Below are 21,789 nucleotides of genomic sequence, written 5' to 3'. Positions count from 1 at the left end.
GACGGTAAGCAGCTCTGCCCGGTCGCCTCAATGATGTTGCAGGATGTTGCGCGGGATTCGCCGTCGTACTCGGGGGCACGGGCCGTTCCCTCGATCCGCGAAGTCCCGCGCAACCAGCCCTACCTGCCTGTCGGCTCGCCGACAGGGTCGTCGGCCTCGCTCTCCGGCGCGGTATCGTCACCGGCGCCCAACTCCTTACGCAACCGGTCAAGATCCATGCTGTGGCTGCTGTACTTCAGCTCGCGAGCAACCTTTGTCTGCTTCGCCTTGGCTCGGCCCCGTCCCATTGGCTGTACTCCCTCACGCAGGCCGTGCTCGGCCTCTCGTCACTGTCGCATCGCCGGCTGGCGCGCTCTGACGCCGCAGGTCAGCCCGCGGTAGCCGCACCAAGTATCCCGCTTGCCGGTCGATCCGTCATTGATCGGGCCCGACCGGCCGGGGACCTGTGGAAAACGGCTCCCGCCATCATAGCCAACGTCATTACGATTTGAAGAATTATGCAATTTGGCACATCATCAGGAATGGTGTACCGGTAAACCGGGCGCCGGGGGATGACCTGATCCACGGGAGGTGGGGGGCGTGAGCGAGTTCGCGGCGGAGTTAAGGGCGCGCATAGCCGATGTCGACGACGAGTTGGAGCTCATGCGCCAGGCCTCCGACGATCACGCGGTCGAGGTCCTGACCGGGCGCCTGGAGAACCTGCTGCGCATCGCCGCCCGGCACGGCGTCGATGTACGACCCCCCGGTGGCGGGCCAGTCGCCGGGGCCGCGTGATCATGCCGGTGCCACTGCACCAGGCCAAGGCCGAGCTCTTTCGCACCCTCGGCCATCCGGTCCGTGTCCGGGTGCTGGAGCTGCTGCAGGACGGCCCCCTGCCGGTGCGGGATCTGCTGAGCGCCATCGACGTCGAGGCGTCCAACCTCTCCCAGCAGCTGGCGGTGCTGCGCCGTGCCGGGCTCGTGACCGCCACCCGGGAGGGCGCCACCGTCGTGTACGCGCTCTCCACCCCGGATGTGGCCACCCTGATGTTCGCGGCGCGAGCCATCCTGACCGAGCTGCTCGCCGAGCAGGGTGAGCTGCTCGCCGAGTTGCGCGCCGAGGCTCGCGGGTGAGCGCGTCCACCGCCGCCGGGCGATGGTGGGCCCGCCTGTCGGACCTGCTGCCCACTCGCGCCGACTGGACACCCGCACGTCGCGATCCGCGGCGGGATCTGCTGGCCGGGCTGACCGTGGCGGTCGTGGCGCTGCCCCTCGCGCTGGCCTTCGGGGTCAGCTCGGGGATGGGGGCCCAGGCAGGCCTGGTCACCGCGATCGTCGCCGGGGCGCTCGCGGCGGTTTTCGGCGGAAGCAACCTGCAGGTCTCCGGGCCGACCGGCGCGATGACCGTGGTGCTGTTGCCGATCGTGCACCAGTTCGGCGCACCCGGTGTGCTGATGGTCGGACTGCTGGCCGGGGTGGTGCTGGTCGGGCTCGCGGTGGCCAGGGTCGGCCGCTACGTTCAGTTCATCCCCACCTCGGTCATCGAGGGGTTCACCGCCGGGATCGCCGTGGTGATCGCGCTACAGCAGGTGCCCGCCGCCCTCGGGGTCTCGGGAGTGGACGGGGAGCAGGTCTGGCGGGTGGCCGCCGAGGCCGTCGCCCGCTTCGCCGCCGCCCCCGACCCGGTGCCCGTGGTGATGGCCGTGGCGGTGGCCGCCCTCATGCTGGTCGGCACCCGTCTGCGGCCCGGCCTGCCCTTCTCGCTGATCGGTGTGGCGCTGGCGACGGTGGTCACCGTCTTCGCCGGCCTTGATGTCGCCCAGGTCGGAGCGCTTCCCACAGGTCTGCCCGCCCCCTCGCTGGGCTTCCTCGACACCGGCGCGATAGCCGCGCTGCTTCCCTCGGCGCTGGCCGTCGCCGCGCTGGCGGCCCTGGAAAGCCTGCTGTGCGCCTCCGTGGCCGACGGGATGAGCGTCAACGAGAGACACCACCCCGACCGCGAGCTTTTCGGCCAGGGCATCGCCAACCTGGCCGTGCCGCTGTTCGGCGGCATCCCGGCCACCGCCGCCATCGCACGCACCGCGGTCAACGTCCGCTCGGGCGCCCGCTCCCGGCTGGCCGCACTCAGCCACGCGGTGGTGCTGGCGGTGATCGTGCTCGCGGCCTCCGGAGTCGTCGGGCACATCCCGCTGGCGGCGCTGGCCGGTGTGCTGCTGGCCACGACGGTGCGGATGGTCGAGGTCGGCTCGCTGCGCGCCATCGCCCGCGCGACACGTGGTGACGGGCTCGTCATGCTGCTCACCTTCGTCGTCACGGTCGCCGTGGACCTGGTGACCGCGGTCGCCGTCGGCATCGGTACGGCGATCGTCCTGGCGCTGCGCGCCATCGTCAGGAACACGCAGGTGCAGCGGGTGCCGTTGGAGAGCGGTGACCACAGCGAGGAGGAGTACCGGCTGCTGCGGGAGCACATCGTCGCCTACCGGTTCGACGGGCCGCTGGTGTTCGCCGCCGCCCATCGGTTCCTGCTGGAGCTGTCGGAGGTCGCCGACACGCGCGTGGTGATCCTGCGCATGTCCCGGGTCTCCACTCTCGACGCGACCGGGGCGCGGGTGCTGGGAGAGGTGATCACCGATCTGGAACACCGCGGCGTCACCGTGCTGCTGTCCGGCATCCGGCCCGGTCACGATCAGGTGCTGGCCGCGCTCGGTGTGGCCGACCATCTGCGGCACGACGGCCTGATCTTTCCCGACACCCCCGCCGCCATCATGCACGCCCGTGACCTGCTCACCGCCGCCGAGAGGCAGCCGCCGCCGAGGGCGTCCACCGCGACGTCCACCGAGCCCCGGGACGAGGTCGCGGCCGGACCGTGAACGGCCGGGCGCGCCGCTGAGCGCCCCGGCCGCCCGGCGGAGGCTCCGACGCCGGGCCTGGGATGTACCGGAGCGTGCGTACCGGCCGCCTCAGCCAGCCGTGATCGTCTCTGGGTCGTGGCCGTAGAGCCAGGCGTTCTGCCGGAGCGGATCGCCGCCGGCGAAGGCCGCGTCGCGCTCCAGCTGGGCGGGCCCGTCGGGCAGGTGGTTCTGCACCTCGCGGCCTCGGCTCATCAGCTGCACCTGCGAGGCCCGGGGCCGGCGGATCTCCTCGTAGCGGACCAGCGCCTGCGCCACCGTCTCGCGGGTGGCGACGCGCAGGCAGCTCGCGAGGACCACCGCGTCCTCGACCGCCTGGGCGGCTCCCTGGCCGAAGAAGGGCAGCATCGAGTGGGCGGCGTCCCCCAGCAGGGCCACCCGCCCGGACGTCCAGCGCTCCAGGGGACTGCGGTCGTACAGGGCCCAGCGCCTGGTCTCGGTGGCCGAGGCGACCAGCTGCCTCAGCCGCGGGTCCCAGGTCTCGAACTCGCATGCCAGGTCCTCGATCCGTCCCTCGGCGGTCCACGACTCGACACGCCACTCGCCGGCGGGCACGATCGCGACGATGTTGATCAGCTTTCTGTCCCTGATGGGGTAGTGGACGAAGTGACGGCCCGGGCCCAGCCAGAGCGTCTGCACCCGGCGTAGCGCCAGCTCCGGCGCGTGCTCGGCCTCGACCAGGCACCGGTAGGCGCACAGCCCGGAGAAACGCGGCGGCTCCTTCTCGACGACCGCGGGCCGCACCACCGAGTGGATGCCGTCCGCGCCGATCACCCCGTCGGCGGTCACCGTCGTCTTCTCGCCCCGGCTGTCGGTGAAGACCAGCTCGACCTCGGGGCCGTCCTGGCGCAGGGTCTCCAGCCTCCGATCGGCCCTGACCGCGTCCGAGGGCAGTGCCTCCAGCAGCATCTGGAGCAGGTCGGCCCGGTGCGCGACGTAGCAGTCGGCGCCGTACAGCCGGCGGCACTCCTCGCCCATCGGCTGGGAGAACAGTACCCGGCCGTCCTGCCAGCGCCGGAACTCCCAGGCGGCCTCCAGCGGCACGGCGAAGGACGCCAGCCGCTCGCCGAGCCCGGCCCGCGCCAGGGGACGGACCATGTTGGGGCCCACCACGATCCCGGCGCCGACCTCACGCAGCTCGGCGGTCTGCTCGTACACGACCGCCTCGACACCCGCCTGCCGCAGCAGCAGGGCGGCGGCCAGCCCGCCGAGGCCTCCGCCGATGATGACGATTCTCACTCAGGGGTTCCTCTCCTCGAACGGCGTCTCGTTCCGGCGCACCGGCCGACACGCCCGCGACGTCGTCTCAGCTCTCCGGCCAGGCCACGATCGGGTTGCGCACCGAGCCCAGCCGGTCGATCTCCACCTCGACCACGTCACCGGGTCGCAGGAACCACGCCGGGGTGCGTGCGTGCCCCACCCCCGAGGGGGTGCCGGTCGCCACCAGGTCTCCGGGCAGCAGCGTCATCGTCCGGCTCAGGTGCGCCAGCACCTGCCCGACCGGGAAGATCATGTCCTTTGTGTTGCCGTCCTGGACGACCTCGCCGTTGACCCGGGTCACCAGCCGGAGGCCGCCAGCCGGGTCGCCCACCTCGTCGGCGGTCACGACGGGCCCGATCGGCCCGCTGTGGTCGGAGTTCTTGCCGAGCGTCCACTGCGCGGTCAGCCGCTGTGCCCGCCGGGCGCTCAGGTCGTTGAAGACCGCGTAGCCGAACACCCCGGCGAGCGCGGTCTCCGGGTCCACGCACCGCATGGCCGTACCGACCACCGCGACCAGTTCGACCTCCCAGTCCAGGCCCGCCTCGTCCGGCGGCACCGGCACAGGTGTCCCGTCGACCGCGAGCGACGTCGTCCACCGTCCGAAGATCGTCGGTGTCTCCGGGGTGGAGAAACCGCCTTCCGCGGCGTGTTCGCGGTAGTTCAACCCGACACACAGCACCCGTGCGGAACCGGTCACCGCCGGAGCCAGGCTCAGTTCGCCCAACGCCGGCTGACCCGTCGGCTCACCGGTGGTGAGCTCGCGCGCCCTGGCGGTCCAGCCGGGCAGGTCCTCGTAGAACTCGCTCACCTCGGCCAGCGGCACCACCTGGCCGGTGCCGGTCAGCACTCCCACCCGGACCTGACGACCATCCCGGAACCCGACAAATCTCATCGTTCACTCCCGACGTTCCCGCCGAGGGGAACCACCGCATCCTCGAACACCGCCACGGTGCCCTCGGCTCACCCTGGAGATCTTCGTACATTCCACCTCAATACGGTAATGGGACAGAAGATACAGATGATCACGGTGGTGTGGAGATCTCGGCTCCGGCCGGGTGCGGGTGAGGGCCGCTCGCCGCGGGCACCTTCCCGTTCGCGCCGCGGCACACGGGGGTGAACTACGTTTGCCGCGGTGCGGTTGGAACGCCTCCGTGGAGGAACTGTCGATGTATGGACGCACTCGCGCACGTCGACGCCTACTGGCGCGCGGCCAACTACCTGTCGGTCGGTCAGATCTACCTGCTGGCCAACCCGCTGCTGACCGAACCGTTGCGACCCGAGCACATCAAGCCCAGGCTGCTGGGGCACTGGGGGACCACGCCGGGGCTGAACTTCTGCTTCGCCCACCTCAACCGGATCATCACCGAACGCGACCAGGACATGATCTACGTCGCCGGTCCCGGTCACGGCGGTCCCGCGGCGGTGGCGCATGCCTGGCTGGAGGGCTCTTATACCGAGAAATATCCGGATGTGGGGCAGGATGCTCAGGGGATGCAGCGGCTGTTCCGGCAGTTCTCCTTTCCCGGCGGCATACCCAGCCATGTCGCGCCCGAGACACCGGGGTCGATCCACGAGGGCGGTGAGCTGGGCTATGCCCTGGCCCATGCCTACGGAGCCGCGTTCGACAACCCGGACCTGGTGGTGGCCTGCGTCATCGGCGACGGCGAGGCCGAGACCGGGCCGCTGGCGGGTAGTTGGCACTCCAACAAGTTCCTCGACCCCGCCTGCGACGGGGCGGTGCTGCCGATCCTGCATCTGAACGGTTACAAGATCGCCAACCCGACCGTGCTGGCCCGGATCCCCGAGGAGGAACTGGTCAAGCTGATGGAGGGGTACGGCTACCGTCCGCACTTCGTCTCCGGCGAGGACCCCGAGGTCATGCACGTGCTGATGGCCGAGACCCTGGAGCGGGTGTTCGACCAGATCGCCGACTACCGGCAGGGACGGGCCGACCGCCTGCCGATGATCGTCCTGCGGACGCCGAAGGGGTGGACGGGGCCGCGTGAGGTCGACGGCCTGCCGGTGGAGGGGACCTGGCGGGCGCATCAGGTGCCGTTGACCAGAGTGCGCGACAGTCCCGAGCACCTGGCGATGCTGGAGGAGTGGATGCGCTCCTACCGGCCGGAGGAGTTGTTCGACGGCCGAGGCCACCCGGTGGCGGAGGTCCTGGAGACGGTCCCCGAGGGGCCGCTGCGGATGAGCGCCAACCCGCACGCCAACGGCGGTGAGCTACTGCGGCCGCTGGTGCTGCCCGACTTCCGTGACTACGCGGTCGAGGTGAAGGCTCCCGCCCGGGTGTCGACGGAGCCCACCCGGGTGCTGGGGATGTTCCTGCGTGACGTGATCGCCGTCAACCCCGACAACTTCCGGTTGATGGGCCCCGACGAGACGGCGTCCAACCGGCTGTCGGCGGTCTTCGAGGTCACCGACCGGGCCTGGGACGCCGAGATCCTGCCCACCGACGAGAACCTCGCCAGGGGTGGGCGGGTGATGGAGGTGCTCAGCGAGCACCTGTGCCAGGGGTGGCTGGAGGGGTACCTGCTGACCGGCCGTCATGGGCTTTTCAACTGCTACGAGGCGTTCATCCATATCGTCGATGCGATGTTCAACCAGCATGCCAAATGGCTGGAGGCCTGCCGGAAGATCCACTGGCGGCGGCCGATCGCGTCGTTGAACTACCTGCTGTCGTCGCACGTGTGGCGTCAGGATCACAATGGTTTCAGCCATCAGGATCCGGGCTTCCTGGATGTGGTGGTGAACAAGAAGGCCGAGGTGGTGCGGGTCTACCTGCCGCCGGACGCCAACACGCTGCTGTCGACGGCGGATCACTGCCTGCGCTCGCGTGACTACGTCAACGTGATCGTGGCGGGTAAGCAGCCGGTGCTGGACCTGCTGCCGATGGACGAGGCGATCGCGCACTGCACCCGGGGCCTGGGCATCCTGGAATGGGCCAGCAGCGATGCCGGCACCGAGCCGGACGTGGTGCTGGTGTGCGCGGGGGACGTGCCCACGCTGGAGACGCTGGCGGCGGCGGCCCTGGTGCGCGAGTATCTGCCCGAACTGAGGGTGCGGGTGGTCAACGTGGTGGACCTGATGCGGTTGCAGCCGCCGAGTGAGCATCCGCACGGCATGTCGGACGCGGAGTTCGACACGGTCTTCACCGCCGACAAGCCGATCATCTTCAACTTCCACGGCTATCCGTGGCTGATCCACCGGCTGACCTACCGGCGCCACGGCCATGACAACATCCATGTGCGCGGCTACAAGGAGGAGGGGACCACCACCACCCCGTTCGACATGGCCATGCTCAACGACATCGACCGTTTCCACCTGGTCATGGATGTCATCGACCGGGTTCCGGGACTGGCGGAGCGGTCGGCGCATCTGCGTCAGCACATGATGGACCGCCGGCTGAGCGCTCGCGCCCACACCCGCGAGTACGGAGAGGATCCCGCCGAGATCCGGGACTGGACCTGGCCGTACTGACCACGACCCTGCCCGTGCCCTGCCCATGGAGGCCGCACCGGTTTCCCGGGCGGGGCACACCCCCAGCGGAGAACACCCAACTATGCTCAGCCCCTGACGAGGACGGCCGTGAGGGCGCTGGAACACGGACGTGCCCCCGGTCTCCTGAGGGGATCGGGGGCACGCGTGCCGGATTTACGGCGGATGGTCAGTGAGGCTGTTCGGTGACGAGAAACGCGACGCCGCCACCCTCGTCGACGTCGGCGTCCAGGGATTTGTCGTCCAGCATGTCCACGACCTGTGGGTCGAGGAAGATCCGTGCTCCTGCCGACTCCACCACCCTGTCGGCGGACTCGGGGTGTTCGGCGATCGAGAGCATGAGCGATCCGGTGCCGTCGCTCTGGGACGAGATGCGCACCCCGGTGTCGGGAGAGTCCGTCACCTGCGAGCTGAGATCCCGGATTACCTGGGCTGCGGTGTCCGTCAATGTGAGCATTGCTACTCCTTGTCGGTATCGGGACTTGGATTCTTCGCCCTTGCCCGCTCTCATCCGGCCCAACCATCCACCCGGATTTTCTTGTGGCCGCGGTGTCCTGGGCGTGCCGGCGGATCAGCCCTTCCTGCCCAGCCGCTCGATGTGCCCGGCCGCCTTGCGTGCGGCGATCAGGACGGGGTCCCACACGGGGGCGAACGGGGGAGCGTACGACAGGTCGAGGCCGGTGATCTCCTCCACGGTCATCTCGTGCCAGACGGCGATGGCCAGGGCGTCGATGCGCTTGGCCGCGCCCTCCTGGCCGACGATCTGGGCACCCAGCAGCCGGCCCGTCCCCCGGTCGGCGATCATCTTGATCTTCATCCGGCGGGCGCCGGGATAATAGCCGGCGCGCGTGGTTGACTCCATGATCTCACCGACCGGCTCGAACCCGGCCCGTGCCGCCTCCGCGGTCGTCAGGCCGGTACGCGCCACCTCGTACTCGCAGATCTTGGACACCGCGGTGCCGACGACCCCCGGGAAGGAGGCGTAGCCGCCGCCGATGTTGATACCCGCGACACGCCCCTGCTTGTTGGCGTGGGTGCCGAGCGCGATCGCGACGGGTTGCCGGGAGACCAGGTGGAAGGTCTCGACACAGTCGCCGGCGGCCCAGACGCCCTCCGTCCGGGTCCGCATCCGCCGGTTGGTCCTGATCCCCGAGGTCTCGCCGACCTCGATGCCCGCAGCCTCGGCCAGCGCGCTGTTGGGCCGGGTACCGAGCCCCAGGACGACCAGGTCCGCCGGCAGGCTCAGGTTCTCGGTGCGGACCGCGGTGACGTGCCCGCCCGACTCCTCGAATCCCTCGACGCGCTCGCCGAGGTGCACCCGTATGCCCAGGTCGCGCAGTGCGCCGGCGATGAGGGCGCCCATGTCCGGGTCGAGCGTGCTCATCGGCTGGTCGGCGGCGTCGACCAGCGAGACCTTCAGGCCGCGCCGCACCAGCGCCTCGGCCATCTCCAGGCCGATGTAGCCGCCGCCGACCACCACCGCCTCGCGTGGTTTCCTCTCCAGGGCCCGCAGCAGCGCGATGCCGTCGTCCAGGGTCTGCACGCCGTGGATGCCCCCGGCGCCGGCCCCGGGCAGGTCGGGGCGGCCGGGCACGGCGCCGGTGGCGATGACGAGCTGGTCGAACGGCTCCCAGCCGAGGTCGCCCTCCCTGCCGCGTACGGCCACCGCGCGCCGGTCGAGGTCGATCTCGACGACCTCGCTGCGCAGCCGCAGGTCTATGTCCAGCTTGTCGCGGAACACCTCCGGGCGCCGGCTGACCAGGGACTCGACGTCGGTGACCTCACCGCCCACCAGATAGGGGATTCCGCAGGCCGAGTAGGAGGCGTGTGCGCCCTTCTCGAAGGCGACGATCCGCAGATCGTCGGGCCCGCGCCGGTCCCTGGCCTGGGAGGCGGCGCTCATTCCCGCGGCGTCGCCGCCGATCACCACCAGTCGTTCCGTCATCGTCTCCCCCTCGTGGACCGTCGATGCTACGGCTTCCACCGCGTGGTGTGCTCAAACGGCCATCCAGGCCTGGAACTCCCCTGGCCGCGGCCAGGGGCAAAGTAGGTGTTGATCGTGTTCGGCCAGGGCGCGGTGGAGGGATCTTCTCTTCGCAGGGGGTCACCGCCGCTCCCAGGGTGAGGACCGCGCTGGCTCCGCCGCCGTGGCGGTGTGCGACTTCCTTGACGATGGCCAGGCCCAGGCCAGAGCCGGGCGGGCCGCGGGTGGCGATCGCGCGGTAGAAGCAGTCGAAGACACGGGCGATCGTGCCGGAGACGTCCCAGCCAAGGGTGTGGGGCAGCTTCACCGGCAGCACGGTTCGCAGCATCCCCGACCGCAGCGCCGTCTCCGAAGGATTGAACGAGGTGGCGGCGACCCGGATCTGGCGTTCCACTTTGGACAGTGGTCCCTGAATGCAGGCGCGGGCGCGCAGGCGTACCTCCCGCCGCCTGAACCGGTCCGCCACCTGAGTGAACGCGTCATCCCACCCGGCCTGCGGACGAGAGGCCCCGTGCCCACGCGCGCTTTCGAGTGTCCACGCGGGAGTCGGACGCCGCTCCCCGCGGCCTGGACCCTCCTTCGGGCGGTACGGCTTCAAGCAACCGTTTTCTGAAAGTTCTGACAAGAAAATGACGTCATCAAGCATCTTCTTGCAGCCGGATGACTCCATTCCGTGTCGTCTCGATATAGCCGCAGGTCAGATTGGGTTTTGGCTCGCGGCGAAGTGTTACGGCGGGATGGCCGACCGATCACTGTCACTTTTTTGCATCTGAACTGACGAACTCTTGCTACTTTCTGCACGCCTCTATATGTTTCTCGCAACCGACCCGCCAAGGAGTGCCTCGGATGAAATCCCCCAAGCTCTCGATGCTGCTCGCCGCAGCCATCGCGCTCACCGCCGCCGGTTGTGGCAACGACGACAGCGGATCCAAGGCCGCCGAAACCAGTCCGAGCGCCGCTGGGGCCGATGCTCCGGTCACGATCTCCGTCGGCTGCCAGCCGCCGAAGAGCAACCCGCTGGAGCGAACCGCCTGGGACGAGGACGTCGCCGCGTTTCAGAAGCTGCATCCGAACATCACGATCGACAGCAAGGACGCCTTCCCCTGCATCAACCCGGACACCTTCCAGGCGAAGCTGGCCGGCGGCACGATGGAGGACGTCTTCTACGTTTACTACACCGATGTCAAGAAGATCATCGCCGCGGGCCAGGCGGCCGACATCAGCCCGTACGTCGGCGGCGTCACCAAGCTGGGCGACCTGCGGCCCGACGTCATGAGCATCTTCAGGGAAGGCGACAAGATCTACGGCCTTCCCAGGAACAACTACTCCATGGGCCTGGTCTACAACCGCAAGCTGTTCACCCAGGTGGGTCTCGACCCCGCCGCGCCGCCCAAGACCTGGGCCGAGGTGCGGGAGGCCGCGAAGAAGATCTCCGGACTTGGTGCCGGATATGTCGGATTCGGCGAGTACAGCGCCGGCAACACCGGCGGCTGGCACTTCGCCGCCTCCCTCTACGGGCGGGGCGGCGAGATGGTCACTCCCGACGGTAAGACCGCGGCGTTCAACAGCCCGGAGGGCAAGGCCGTCCTGGAGAACCTCAAGACCATGCGCTGGACCGACGACAGCATGGGCACCAAGCAGCTCCTCCAGTGGGAGGACCTGATGCGGATGATGGGCGGCGGCAAACTCGGCATGATGATCGGCGCCCCGGATGTCGTCCAGACGGTCAACAACGACTTCAAGGGCAAGTTCGAGGACTACGGGGTCACCGCCCTGCCCGAGGCCAAGGCCTCACTCAACGGCGGCGACGGCTACATGATCAACCCCAAGGCCACGCCCGAGAAGATCAAGGCCGCCATGCTGTGGCTGGAGTTCCACGAGCTGACCCCGGGCCAGGGCCAGTTCAACTACGCGCGCAGCAAGCAGCAGGGCCGCCCGGTCGGCCTGCCGATCCCCGACCTGTACGGCGACGCCGCGCCGGGCAAGGAGATCACCGAGTTGCGCAAGGCGAACGCCACGGTGCCGGTGGAGAACTTCACCCCCTTCGTCGAGGGGTCGGCGACCATCCAGAACAAGCTGGAGCCGCCGAAGTCCCAGGAGATCTACGCGATCCTCGACGTCCCCATGTCGGCGGTGCTGACCAGGCAGGACGCCGACATCGACAAGCTCCTGGCCGACGCCGAGGCCAAGGCCAACAAGGTGCTGGCGAAGTCGAGCTGATCTGCTGCCCTCCCGGGGTGCCGGCCCGTCGGCCGGCACCCCGGCACTCATGTCGAAATCGGGAGTCGACCGATGACCACAATGACCGTGAAAGGTGCACGGCGGCGGGGACCGGGGGCGTTCCGGCGTGGGCTGCAACGCAACCTGACCGCCTACGGGTTCCTCTGCGCGGCGCTGATCTGCTTCGCCTTCTTCTCCTGGTACCCCATGGTGCGAGAGGTTCTGCTCAGCTTCCAGCAGACGAACTTCGTCGACGACCCCACCTGGGTCGGCCTGGAGAACTTCCGCACCGTGACGGAGGACTCGGCGTTCGCCGACGCGTGGCTCAACACCCTCGCCTTCACCGGCCTGGCGCTCGTGTTCGGCTACGTCATCCCCTTCGTGGCGGCGATCGTCCTCAACGAGCTGCGACACGCGCGGGCCTACCTGAGGTTCATCGTCTACCTTCCGGTGATGCTGCCGCCGGCCGTCGGGGTGCTGCTGTTCAAGTGGTTCTACGACCCGGGCGCCGGACTGTTCAACCAGATCCTGGAGCTGGCGCACCTGCCGGCCCTGAGCTGGCTGGACTCCACGGACACCGCGCTGATCTCCCTCGTGATCGTTTCCACCTGGATGAACCTGGGAACCGGCACGCTGATCTACCTCGCCGCGCTGCAGAGCATCCCGAGCGAGCTGTACGAGGCCGCCGAACTGGACGGTGCCGGGCTCTTCAAGAGGGTCTGGCACGTCACGATCCCGCAGACCAGGCTGATCCTGCTGGTGATGCTGCTGCTGCAGATCGTGGCGACCATGCAGGTCTTCATCGAGCCGTACCTGCTCACCGGCGGCGGCCCGGAGAACGCGACGCTCACCGTCGCCTACCTCATGTACCAGTACGCCTTCAACTTCGGTGACTTCGGCGCCGGAGGTGCGCTCGGGCTGATGCTCATGGTCGTGCTGATGGTGTTCTCCGCCTTCTACCTGCGCCTGTCGCGGGACAACCAGAGCTAGGGAGGAGCCGAGCCGATGTCGAACCTCACAGTCCACCCACCTCGCCCCGTCCCCGCCCGGCCACCGGAGCGGGGCTCGGGGAAGAAGACCAGGCGGACACGTGCGGCCAAGGAGGCGCCCAGGGAGTTTCGCAGCCTGGTCTCCCCGCACACGCTCAACACCCCGCGCGGGCGGCTGATCTACCGGATCACGCTGACCCTGGTGGTGGTGGTCTTCACCGCCGTGTTCGTGTTCCCGCTCTACTGGATGGTCACCGGCGCGCTGAAGACCCCCGAGGAGCTGGCGCAGATCCCGCCGAGTTTCTTTCCCACCTCCTTCGACTTCGGGGTGTACGCCGAGGCCTGGGACCAGCTCGACCTGGGACTCTTCCTCACCAACACCGTCGTCTACGCCGGTGGCGCCTGGCTGTTCACACTGGCCATCGACGTCTCGGCCGCCTACGCGCTGTCCAAGCTGCGGCCGGTGCTGGGCAATGTGGTCCTGGCGCTGATGCTGGCCACGCTCATGATCCCGCCGATGGTCATCCTGCTGCCCGCCTATCTGACGGTCAAGGACATGCCGATCTTCGGCTGGGACCTGCTGAACACCCCGTGGGTGATCTGGTTGCCCGCGGCGGCCAACGGGTTCTTCATCTTCCTGCTCAAGCGGTTCTTCGACTCGATCCCCCGGGAGTTGCTGGAGGCCGCCCAGATCGACGGCGCCTCTCCGGCCCGCATCCTGTGGTCGATCGTGCTGCCCGTCTCCCGGCCGATCCTCGGAGTGGTGTCCATTCTCTCGGTGGTCAACGTCTGGAAGGATTTCGTCTGGCCGCTGCTCGTGTTGCCGGACGGGGACAAGATGACGATCAGTGTGGGCATCGCCTCGCTCTCGGCGCAGATGCCGCAGAACGTGCTGATCGCCTCATTGGTGATCGCGAGTATCCCGACCATGGTGGTCTTCTTCATCTTCCAGCGCAGCATCATGGCCGGCCTCACGGCCGGCAGTCTCAAGGGCTGACCTCGTTACCCACTTTCAACCGCAAGGAGTGGTTCCAGCATGTCCGGCAGCACCTTCCCGGGAGCGACCCCGGACCCCGAAGCATGGTGGCGGGGAGCCGCGATCTACCAGGTCTATCTCCGGAGCTTCGCCGACGGCAACGGCGACGGGATCGGCGACCTCGCGGGGCTCCGCGCCCGCCTGCCATACCTCTCCGACCTGGGCATCGGTGCGATCTGGCTCAACCCCTGGTACCCCTCGCCGATGGCCGACGGCGGGTACGACGTGGCCGACTACCGTGACATCGAGCCATCGTTCGGCACGCTCGCCGAGGCGGAGGAGTTCATCGCCGAGGCGCATGCCCTGGGTATCAAGACGATCACCGACATCGTCCCCAACCACGGCTCCGACCAGCAGAAGTGGTTCATGCGGGCACTGGAGGCCGGGCCCGGGTCGCCCGAGCGTGAACGCTTCCTGTTTCGCGAGGGCCGGGGAGCGGGCGGTGAGCTGCCGCCCAACGACTGGCAGTCGATCTTTGGCGGTCCCGCGTGGACCCGGGTCGCCGACGGCCAGTGGTACCTGCACCTGTTCGCCCCCGAGCAGCCCGACTTCAACTGGGCCAACCCCGAGGTCGTCGAGGAGTTCCACGACGTGCTGCGCTTCTGGTTCGACCGGGGCGTGGACGGCATCCGGATCGACTCGGCCGCCCTGCTGGTCAAGGACATGGACGGCGAGGGGGAGGAGGCGTACACCGACCTCGACGGCGTGCACGACATCTACCGGGGCTGGCGCCGGGTGGCCGAGGAGTACGACGATCGGATCCTGATCGGCGAGGTGTGGCTGCCCGACCAGGAGCGCTTCGCGCTCTACCTGCGCCCCGACGAGATGCACACCGCGTTCAACTTCGACTTCCTGGCGTGCGCCTGGGACGCCGCCGCGCTGCGCCGGTCGATCGAGGAGACCCTGGCCACGCACATCCCGCTGGGCGCGCCCCCCACCTGGGTGTTGTCCAACCACGACGTGACCCGCCCGGTGACCAAGTACGGCAGGGCCGACACCTCCTTCGACCACGCCGACCGCAAGCACGGCATGCCGTCGGATCCGGCGCTGGGCGAGCGGCGGGCTCGCGCGGCCGCGCTGCTGGCGATGGCGCTTCCCGGCGGGCTCTACGTCTACCAGGGCGAGGAGTTGGGGCTGCCGGAGGTGGAGGACCTGCCGGACGAACTGCGCCAGGACCCGATCTGGGTCCGTTCCGGCCACACCGATCCCGGCCGTGACGGCTGCCGGGTGCCACTGCCCTGGTCGGGTGACGAGCCGCCGTTCGGGTTTGGCGCGGGACAGCCGTGGCTGCCGCAGCCGCCGGAGTGGAAGGCACTGACGGCCGAGGTGCAGGCCGCCGACCCGGCGTCCATGTTCACCCTCTACCGCACCGGGCTGCGTCTGCGTCGTGAGCTGCTCGGTGACGGCACACTGGCCTGGCTGGAGGTGGGGGAGGGGGTGCTGGCCTTCCGCCGGGAGTCGGGCCTGATCTGCGTGGTCAACCTCGGCGCGGAGCCGGTCTCCCTACCGGAGCACGAGTCGATCCTGCTGGCCAGCGGCCCGATGGAGGGGGACAGGCTCCCCTCCGACACCGCCGTCTGGCTCCGGGTGATCTGATCCCTGTCCGAAGGCCCGGAACACGGGGCCGTCGCTGACCGGCCGAGTCTCACTCGGCCGGTCAGCGACACCGTCCACTATTTTGATCTACTTTGTAAAGGGCGTGGTCCTGAGCGCCCCCGCGGTCAGAGCAACAAAAAAAGCCAGCAGGGCGGGAATCGCCAGCGCGCGAGGCAGGCCCATCAACTCGGCGGCACCCCCGATCAGCACGGGTCCGGTGAGAAATCCCGCGTAGCCCAGGCTCGACACCCGGGCCAGCGCCTGTCCGGCGCGAGCCGGGTCGCGGCGCCCGGCCGCGGAGAAGACCTGGGGGACGATGCAGGACAGGCCTGCTCCGAAGCAGCCGAAACCGATCACCGCGGCGACCTGATGGCCGGCCAGCAGAGCCAGGCCGAGTCCGGAGGCGGCCAGCACGCCGCACGCGCGCACCAGGTTCACCGGCCCCAGCCAGGCGGCCAGCCTGTCACCGGCGAACCGGCCGGCGGTCATCATGACCGAGAAGGCGGCGTAGGCGGCCGCGGCGAACCCGTCGGAACTGCCGAGGCTCTCGCTCAGGTAGACGGAACTCCAGTCGGCCGCGGCTCCTTCGCCGACCATGCAGCAGAAGGCCAGGACACCCAGCAGCAGCACCCCTCCACCCCCGCCGGACGCCGGCTCCGTTCCCGAGGGGACGGCCTGTGCGGTCAGGGGGAGCGCCCAGCGGGCCGCCCAGAGCGCGAGCGCGGCGATCACCACGGCGAGCGCGGCGAACGTGGCTGCCGGGCTGAACGAAGCCTGGGCGAGCAGTCCTCCGGCGGTGGCACCGAGGAACCCGCCGATGCTGAACACCGCGTGGAAGGACGACATGATCGGCCGGCCCATGGCCTGCTCGACCTCGACGGCGTTCGCGTTCATCGCGACGTCCAGGGTGCCGTGCGCCGCGCCGAAGAGGAACAGCGCGATGGCCAGGCCGGCCAGGTTCGGCATATGGGCGGGCAGGACCAGCACCACGCTCTGGGCGAAGGCCATCGGCAGCATCACCTTGACGCTGCCGTAGCGGTCGACCAGATGGCCGACCACCTGCATGCCGGCGATCGCCCCGGCGGCGATGCCGAGCAGCGCGATGCTGAGCTCGCCCTCGCTCAGTCCCAGTCCCTGCTTGATCGATGGGATGCGTGCCGTCCAGGTGCCGATGGCCATGCCGGAGAGCAGGAAGAGCAGGTAGATCGCTACCCGGCCGCGCAGCAGCGCGGTCCGGTCGAGCGGGGTGACATGCACGGGGGAGGGCTCCAGTCAAGTGGTGCGGATCAGACGGTGCGGACGGCGACGCCTGCCGCGATCATGGCGTCGTGCTCGGCGGGGGGGAGCGCGGTGTCGGTGACGACCATGTCGAGGCGGTCCAGTGGGCAGACCGCGCCGAACGCGGTGCGGGTGAACTTGCCGGAGTCGGTGGCTGCGACCACGCGCCTGGCGGAGGCGATCGCGGCCTGCTTGACGGCGACGTCGGACAGGTCGTGGGTGGTGAGGCCGTGTTCGGCGGACAGGCCGCAGCAGCCGATGACGGCGGTGTCGAAGCGCAGGGAGCGGATGGCGCTTTCGGTCAATGAGCCGGTGAAGCTCAGTTCACCGGGGCGGACCTCTCCGCCGGGCAGCACCAGGCGGATCCGGGGGGCGGTGCTGAGCTCGGCGGTCACCTGCAGGCAGAGCGGCAGGACTGTCAGGCGGCGGTCACGGATCGCGCGGGCGATCTCCAGGGAGGTGGTGCCGCTGTCGAGCAGCACGGCTTCGCCGTCGGCGAGCAGGGTTGCGACCTCGTTCGCGATGCGTCGCTTGGCTTCGGTCGCTTCGCGTTCGCGGACCACGAAGGGTGGTTCCTCTCCGCGCAGTAGCAGGCTCACCGCGCCGCCGCGGACTCGTCTGACCACGCCTTGCTGGGCGAGTTCGTCGAGGTCGCGGCGGATGGTCATCTCTGAGACCGTGTGCTCGGTCGCCAGTTCGGCGACGGAGACGGCGTCGTTGGTGCGCAGCGCCGACATGATCGCGCGAATGCGATTGTTACCTTCCACGTGTTCATTTGAACATTGGCTGTGTGAGATTGGCAAACGTGCGGAACAATGGCGGCCATGCGCGCGAGTCGTCTGCTCTCCCTCCTGCTGCTCCTGCAGACGCGGGGGCATTTGACGGCCACCGAGTTGGCCAGGGAACTGGAGGTCTCCGTCCGCACGGTCTACCGTGATGTCGAGGCGCTGTCGTCGGCGGGGGTGCCGGTCTACGCCGACCGTGGGCCCGCCGGTGGATATCGCCTGCTGGACGGCTATCGCACCCGCCTCAACGGCCTGACCGCCGAGGAGGCCTCCTCACTGTTCCTGGCGGGGCTGCCAGGTCCCGCCTCCGAACTGGGGTTGGCCGAGGTCGCGGCGAACGCCGAGCTGAAGATGCTCGCCGCGCTGCCCCCCGAGCCGCGCTTCCATGCCGCCAGGATGCGTGAGCGCTTCCATCTGGACGTGCCCGGCTGGTATCGCGACGCCGACGAGGTTCCCTTTCTGGGGGAGGTCGCCGAGGCGGTGTGGGAGCAGCGTCCGTTGCGCATGACCTATCGCCGCTGGGGGCCTCGCGACGTCGAGCGCCTGGCACACCCGTACGGCCTGGTTCTCAAGGGCGGGTCGTGGTACATGGTGGCCGTCGCCGGTGAGGGGGAGCCGCGTACCTACAAGGTGGCGCGGATCGTGAGTGCCGAACTTCTGGCGGGGCGTTTCGAGCGTCCCGCCGATTTCGATCTGCCTGGGTTCTGGCAGCGCTATGCGGCCGGCTTCCGTGAGCGGATGTACACCGGTGAGGCGCTGGTGCGGATGGCGCCCGGCGCCGAGGGGATGCTGCGGTACACGGTGGGCGCCGAGGTCGCCGAGGTCGCGCTCGCCGCCGCGGGCCCGCCCGACGAGCGCGGCTGGGTGGTGCTGCGCCTGCCGACCGAGTCCGTCAGGCACGCCCACTGGCTGCTGCTGCGCCTGGGCGCGGACATCGAGGTGCTGGAGCCGCCCGAGTTGCGTGAGCGGATGGCCACCACCGTCGCCGACCTGGCCGCGCTGTACGGCCCGAGTCCTGGCTGACCTTGTCTCGGTGCCTTGGCTCCGGCCGGTGGCCGAGACCTCGGCGGCCCCGAGCGCGGCCCCGAGCGTGGTCGCGGTCGTCGTGGCGTGGTCAGGGATTGTCTTTTGGGCCGGGGTCATGGGCTGGTGATGATTCCGCGAGGGGGGAGCTCGAACCGGCCGTCGAGGATGATGCTGTCGCCGATCTTGATGCCCGCGTTGCAGGCGCTGCTCTGGGTGGTGACACGCAGGTGGCCTTGGTCGTCGATGACGATCGTGCCGTCGGGGTTGGAGTAGGAGGCGTCGGCCTGGCCGGGTTTGCCGTCCGGCCCGGCGATGGTGAGCACGCAGCCGTTCCTGCTCTCGACTGTGACGGTAGCGTCACCATCGTGACGCAGCGCTACTGTGCCCCCGGCGACGGCGGCCCGGGCGCCGGGTCGACGAGGGCGGCTCCGACCTCGCGCAATCGGTGATCCGTGAGAAGCGGCTCCGGTGTGGACGGGGCGGCGTGAAGGTCTCCTACAGTGATGTTCGTGCTTTACGGCAGATCCGCGGAAATCAGCGCACTCGACGAGGTGATCGCGCGGGCTCGCGACGGCTCCGGCGGTGCGGTGGTGTTGCGGGGCGAGGCAGGCGCGGGCAAGACCGCCCTGCTCGACGCGGTGGCCGTGCGAGGCGGCGCGATGTGCGTGCTACGGATCACCGGGGTCGAGCCCGAGTCTGACCTCGCGTTCGCAGCGCTGCACCAGATGCTGTGGCCGGTGACCGGCTCGCTCGACGAGCTGCCCGAACCGCAGCGCGACGCCGTACGCGCGGCCCTGGGGCTTGCCGCGGGCAGTGCCGGCGATCGGTACCTGCTGGGGGCCGGTGTGCTCTCGCTACTGGCCGAAGCCGCCGCGCCGGACGGGCTGATCTGCGTGGTCGACGACTTCCAGTGGGTCGACCGGGCCTCGGCCGACGCATTGCTGTTCGCCGCCAGGCGGCTGGGGACGGAACGGATCGCGATGTTGCTCGCCGTGCGCGGGGACGCTCCGCTCAAGGGTGTGCCGCTGACGGTGGAGGTGCGTGGCCTGCCCGGAGCCGCGGCGGCCGAGATGCTGGAATCTCGCTACGCTGTGCCGCCCGGTGTGGCACGGGAACTCGTCACGCTGACCCGCGCGAACCCGCTGGCTCTGGGCGAGATCGCCGCTCGCCTGACGCCCGCGCAACTGGCCGGACGCGAACCGCTGCCCGACCCGCTTCCCGGTGGTGTCCGGCTCTTCGGCGATCGCGTGGCCACGTTGTCCGCCGCTGCCCGGCTGCTCGCTCTGGTCGCCGCCGTGGAGGCTGACCTCGGCCTGATCCTGCGCGCCGGCGACCGGTTGTCCGCCGGGCAAACGGTAGGGCCCACGGTAGGGCCCGGGGAGACCACGGTGGGCTGGGCTGGGCGGATGGCGTTGGCGGAGCTGGAGGAGTCCGGGCTGGCCGAGCTTTCGGGCACGCGCGTGCACTTTCGCCATCCGCTCGTCCGGTCGGCGGTGTATGAGGTGGCCACTCCCGCCGACGTCCGCCGGGTGCATGCCGTACTGGCTGAGCTGTCCGAGGGGGAGCGCCGCGCCTGGCACCTGGCCGGAGCCGCCATCGGCCAAGACGAGCGGGTCGCCGGCGCGCTGGTAGCCGCCGCGGAGCGGGCGCGTGACCGCGGTGGGTACGGCGATGCCGCCACGGCCCTTGCCAGGGCTGCCGAGCTGACCCCCGAGCCGCGCGCCCGGGCCGTCCGCCTGAAGGACGCCGCCGTCGCGGCCTGGCTCGGCGGTCGCCCGGGGCAGGCGGAGTCGCTGCTGGCCGAGGCTCGCGAACAGGTCGGCGCGGATGCCGACCTGGCCATGGAGATCGCCCGGCTGCGGGGCCGGTTCGAGCTGAACTCGGGCAGCGCCGCCGAGGCCGTACGGATCCTGGCGGCAGGCGACAGCCTGGACATGCTGGCCGATGCCATGGAGGCTGCCTCCTACGTCGGCGACACCGCGGCCGTCGTCGAGCTCGGACGGAGGGCGGCAGCCCACCCCGAGGGGTTCTTGCGGGACACGGTGGCCGGGATCGGCCTGACGCTGGACGGCGACGCCGCCGGACCGGGCCTGCTGCGGCGGGCACTGGCGCGGGTCGAGGAGCTGGGGGAGGCGGCGGAGTATCTGTGGGCGACGGCCGCGGCCAGCCAGCTGGGCGAGTCGGATCTGGCCACTGAGATGGCCGGGCGGGCCGGGCGAGTGGCCAGGGTGTCGGGGATGACCGGGCAGCTGCCCGTCGTACTGGAGTTCGTGGCGACCGCCGAGCGCATCGCCGGTCGGCTGGCGCGCAGCCAGGCCCTCTCCGAGGAGGGGCTGGCGCTGGCGCGGGAGGCCGGGTACGAGAACACGGTGGCCGCCCACCTGGCCAACCTGGCGGCGCTGGCGGCGCTGCGCGGCGAGGAGGAGCTCTGTGAACGGCAGGCCCGCGAGGCGCTGGCCATCGCCATCTCGCACCGGGTGGGATTGCGCGCGGGGATGGCCGCGTACGCGCGGGCGCTGCTCGACCTGTGCCTGGGCCGCTACGCGGCGGCGCACGACCGTTTCACGGCCATCGCCGCGGCGGGACCGGGCACTGGGCATCCGGCCGTGGTGTGGCGGATGACGCCGGACCGCGTCGAGGCCGCCGTGCGCGTGGGCGACGAGCAGGGCGCGCGGGCGGCGCTGGTCGCGTACGAGCGGTGGTCGGCGCACGCCGCGACGCCCGAATCGCGCGCCCTGCTGGCTCGCTGCCGGGGCCTGGCCGACTCCTGCGAGGACGCCTTCGGCGAGGCGCTGCGGCTGCACACCAACCCGTTCGAGGCGGCCAGGACGGCCCTGCTGCTGGGGGAGCGCCTGCGCCGCGCGCAGCGGCCGGGCGAGGCGCGGGCGCATCTGCGGATGGCGTGGGAGACGTTCGAGCGGGCGGGCGCCCGGCCGTGGGCGCGGCGCGCGCAGGACGAGTTGCGGGCGGCGGGTGAGAGCGGGCAGGCCCCGCCCGTGGCCGTGCTCGACGTGCTGACCCCGCAGGAGCTGCGCATCGCGGGCCTGGTCGCCGACGGGTTGTCGAGCAAACAGATCGCCGCCCGGCTCTTCCTGAGCCCGCGCACGGTCGAGTACCACCTGTACAAGATCTATCCGAAGCTGGGCATCGGCTCCCGTACGGATCTGGCGCGACTAGTGGTTCTACAGAAGGCGCCCGTAGCCGAAGACGGCATGCTGTGAGAC

18 protein-coding genes are annotated in these 21,789 nt (G+C 70.0%); 10 read left to right on the top strand and 8 right to left on the bottom strand.

Features of this window, described 5'->3' with window-relative positions; genetic code table 11:
* Positions 1-119: 119 nt before the first annotated feature.
* Entirely contained in the window at positions 120-287 is a 168-nt protein-coding gene (locus tag IG98_RS48660) for a DUF3073 domain-containing protein (RefSeq protein WP_084195352.1), read from the bottom strand.
* Positions 288-579: 292 nt separating this feature from the next.
* Between IG98_RS48660 and IG98_RS0114440 the strand changes: the two genes are divergently transcribed.
* From IG98_RS0114440 to IG98_RS0114430, 3 genes are read left to right on the top strand one after another with little or no spacing between them, the layout of a single operon-like run.
* Complete coding sequence (locus IG98_RS0114440; RefSeq protein WP_157594322.1) at positions 580-774, top strand: hypothetical protein; 195 nt, start codon at positions 580-582, stop codon at positions 772-774.
* Positions 775-776: 2 nt separating this feature from the next.
* Positions 777-1,112: an ArsR/SmtB family transcription factor gene (locus IG98_RS0114435; RefSeq protein ID WP_030911442.1), complete on the top strand. Its 336-nt coding sequence runs from the start codon at positions 777-779 to the stop codon at positions 1,110-1,112.
* Positions 1,109-2,848: a SulP family inorganic anion transporter gene (locus IG98_RS0114430; protein WP_084195351.1), complete on the top strand. Its 1,740-nt coding sequence runs from the start codon at positions 1,109-1,111 to the stop codon at positions 2,846-2,848. The genes IG98_RS0114435 and IG98_RS0114430 overlap by 4 nt, the downstream gene beginning before the upstream one ends.
* 90 nt (positions 2,849-2,938) lie before the next feature.
* Here the strand turns inward: IG98_RS0114430 and IG98_RS0114425 are convergent, their stop codons facing one another.
* Together IG98_RS0114425 and IG98_RS0114420 are read right to left on the bottom strand one after the other, a co-directional pair.
* Positions 2,939-4,126 (bottom strand): FAD-dependent monooxygenase, encoded by a 1,188-nt coding sequence (locus tag IG98_RS0114425; protein WP_030911436.1) that lies wholly within the window; start codon positions 4,124-4,126, stop codon positions 2,939-2,941.
* Positions 4,127-4,193: 67 nt separating this feature from the next.
* The gene (locus tag IG98_RS0114420; RefSeq protein WP_030911433.1) at positions 4,194-5,039 is read right to left on the bottom strand and encodes a fumarylacetoacetate hydrolase family protein; all 846 of its coding nucleotides are present in this window, start codon (positions 5,037-5,039) and stop codon (positions 4,194-4,196) included.
* 278 nt (positions 5,040-5,317) lie between these two features.
* Here IG98_RS0114420 and IG98_RS0114415 point away from each other — a divergent pair, with 278 nt between their 5' ends.
* On the top strand, positions 5,318-7,633 hold the full coding sequence (locus IG98_RS0114415; protein ID WP_030911429.1) for a phosphoketolase family protein: 2,316 nt from the start codon (positions 5,318-5,320) through the stop codon (positions 7,631-7,633).
* A gap of 187 nt (positions 7,634-7,820) precedes the next feature.
* On the opposite strand, the gene IG98_RS0114410 is transcribed toward IG98_RS0114415, so the two are convergent.
* Positions 7,821-8,108 (bottom strand): Fe-S cluster assembly protein HesB, encoded by a 288-nt coding sequence (locus IG98_RS0114410; RefSeq protein ID WP_030911426.1) that lies wholly within the window; start codon positions 8,106-8,108, stop codon positions 7,821-7,823.
* A 114-nt stretch (positions 8,109-8,222) separates the two neighbouring features.
* Positions 8,223-9,596 (bottom strand): FAD-dependent oxidoreductase, encoded by a 1,374-nt coding sequence (locus IG98_RS0114405; protein ID WP_030911423.1) that lies wholly within the window; start codon positions 9,594-9,596, stop codon positions 8,223-8,225.
* A gap of 885 nt (positions 9,597-10,481) precedes the next feature.
* On the opposite strand from IG98_RS0114405, the gene IG98_RS0114400 reads away from it, so the two are divergent.
* The 4 genes from IG98_RS0114400 (at position 10,482) to IG98_RS0114385 (ending at position 15,476) form a co-directional block, all read left to right on the top strand.
* Positions 10,482-11,855, top strand: coding sequence for an ABC transporter substrate-binding protein (locus tag IG98_RS0114400; RefSeq protein ID WP_030911420.1), 1,374 nt, complete (start codon positions 10,482-10,484; stop codon positions 11,853-11,855).
* A gap of 72 nt (positions 11,856-11,927) precedes the next feature.
* Positions 11,928-12,845, top strand: coding sequence for a carbohydrate ABC transporter permease (locus IG98_RS0114395; RefSeq protein ID WP_030911417.1), 918 nt, complete (start codon positions 11,928-11,930; stop codon positions 12,843-12,845).
* Positions 12,846-12,860: 15 nt separating this feature from the next.
* Positions 12,861-13,841 (top strand): carbohydrate ABC transporter permease, encoded by a 981-nt coding sequence (locus tag IG98_RS0114390; RefSeq protein WP_084195350.1) that lies wholly within the window; start codon positions 12,861-12,863, stop codon positions 13,839-13,841.
* Positions 13,842-13,880: 39 nt separating this feature from the next.
* Positions 13,881-15,476 carry a glycoside hydrolase family 13 protein gene (locus IG98_RS0114385; RefSeq protein WP_030911411.1) on the top strand — a complete coding sequence of 532 codons (1,596 nt, stop codon included), beginning with the start codon at positions 13,881-13,883 and terminating at the stop codon, positions 15,474-15,476.
* An 87-nt stretch (positions 15,477-15,563) separates the two neighbouring features.
* Here IG98_RS0114385 and IG98_RS0114380 read toward each other — a convergent pair whose 3' ends face one another.
* Both IG98_RS0114380 and IG98_RS0114375 read right to left on the bottom strand, forming a co-directional pair.
* Positions 15,564-16,733, bottom strand: a complete 1,170-nt coding sequence (locus IG98_RS0114380; protein WP_030911408.1) for an MFS transporter — start codon at positions 16,731-16,733, stop codon at positions 15,564-15,566.
* A 29-nt stretch (positions 16,734-16,762) separates the two neighbouring features.
* Positions 16,763-17,521: a DeoR/GlpR family DNA-binding transcription regulator gene (locus tag IG98_RS0114375; RefSeq protein ID WP_157594321.1), complete on the bottom strand. Its 759-nt coding sequence runs from the start codon at positions 17,519-17,521 to the stop codon at positions 16,763-16,765.
* Between the two features lie 57 nt (positions 17,522-17,578).
* Between IG98_RS0114375 and IG98_RS0114370 the strand changes: the two genes are divergently transcribed.
* Positions 17,579-18,562 (top strand): helix-turn-helix transcriptional regulator, encoded by a 984-nt coding sequence (locus IG98_RS0114370; RefSeq protein ID WP_030911401.1) that lies wholly within the window; start codon positions 17,579-17,581, stop codon positions 18,560-18,562.
* A gap of 116 nt (positions 18,563-18,678) precedes the next feature.
* On the opposite strand, the gene IG98_RS0114365 is transcribed toward IG98_RS0114370, so the two are convergent.
* Positions 18,679-18,888, bottom strand: a complete 210-nt coding sequence (locus tag IG98_RS0114365) for a hypothetical protein (RefSeq protein ID WP_030911397.1) — start codon at positions 18,886-18,888, stop codon at positions 18,679-18,681.
* Between the two features lie 186 nt (positions 18,889-19,074).
* Here IG98_RS0114365 and IG98_RS0114360 point away from each other — a divergent pair, with 186 nt between their 5' ends.
* Positions 19,075-21,786 carry a helix-turn-helix transcriptional regulator gene (locus IG98_RS0114360; RefSeq protein ID WP_030911394.1) on the top strand — a complete coding sequence of 904 codons (2,712 nt, stop codon included), beginning with the start codon at positions 19,075-19,077 and terminating at the stop codon, positions 21,784-21,786.
* Positions 21,787-21,789: the final 3 nt, after the last annotated feature.

The organism is Streptosporangium amethystogenes (assembly GCF_000721075.1).
GTDB classification, from domain to species: domain Bacteria; phylum Actinomycetota; class Actinomycetes; order Streptosporangiales; family Streptosporangiaceae; genus Streptosporangium; species Streptosporangium amethystogenes.
This window is presented reverse-complemented; position numbering and strand designations above follow the sequence as displayed.

Bases quoted from the DNA above. Each gene is read 5' to 3' on its own strand.
- IG98_RS48660 (WP_084195352.1), bottom strand. From the start codon at position 287: ATGGGACGGGGCCGAGCCAAGGCGAAGCAGACAAAGGTTGCTCGCGAG.
- IG98_RS0114435 (WP_030911442.1), top strand. From the start codon at position 777: ATGCCGGTGCCACTGCACCAGGCCAAGGCCGAGCTCTTTCGCACCCTC.
- IG98_RS0114420 (WP_030911433.1), bottom strand. From the start codon at position 5,039: ATGAGATTTGTCGGGTTCCGGGATGGTCGTCAGGTCCGGGTGGGAGTG.
- IG98_RS0114415 (WP_030911429.1), top strand. From the start codon at position 5,318: ATGGACGCACTCGCGCACGTCGACGCCTACTGGCGCGCGGCCAACTAC.
- IG98_RS0114410 (WP_030911426.1), bottom strand. From the start codon at position 8,108: ATGCTCACATTGACGGACACCGCAGCCCAGGTAATCCGGGATCTCAGC.
- IG98_RS0114405 (WP_030911423.1), bottom strand. From the start codon at position 9,596: ATGACGGAACGACTGGTGGTGATCGGCGGCGACGCCGCGGGAATGAGC.
- IG98_RS0114400 (WP_030911420.1), top strand. From the start codon at position 10,482: ATGAAATCCCCCAAGCTCTCGATGCTGCTCGCCGCAGCCATCGCGCTC.
- IG98_RS0114395 (WP_030911417.1), top strand. From the start codon at position 11,928: ATGACCACAATGACCGTGAAAGGTGCACGGCGGCGGGGACCGGGGGCG.
- IG98_RS0114390 (WP_084195350.1), top strand. From the start codon at position 12,861: ATGTCGAACCTCACAGTCCACCCACCTCGCCCCGTCCCCGCCCGGCCA.
- IG98_RS0114385 (WP_030911411.1), top strand. From the start codon at position 13,881: ATGTCCGGCAGCACCTTCCCGGGAGCGACCCCGGACCCCGAAGCATGG.
- IG98_RS0114370 (WP_030911401.1), top strand. From the start codon at position 17,579: ATGCGCGCGAGTCGTCTGCTCTCCCTCCTGCTGCTCCTGCAGACGCGG.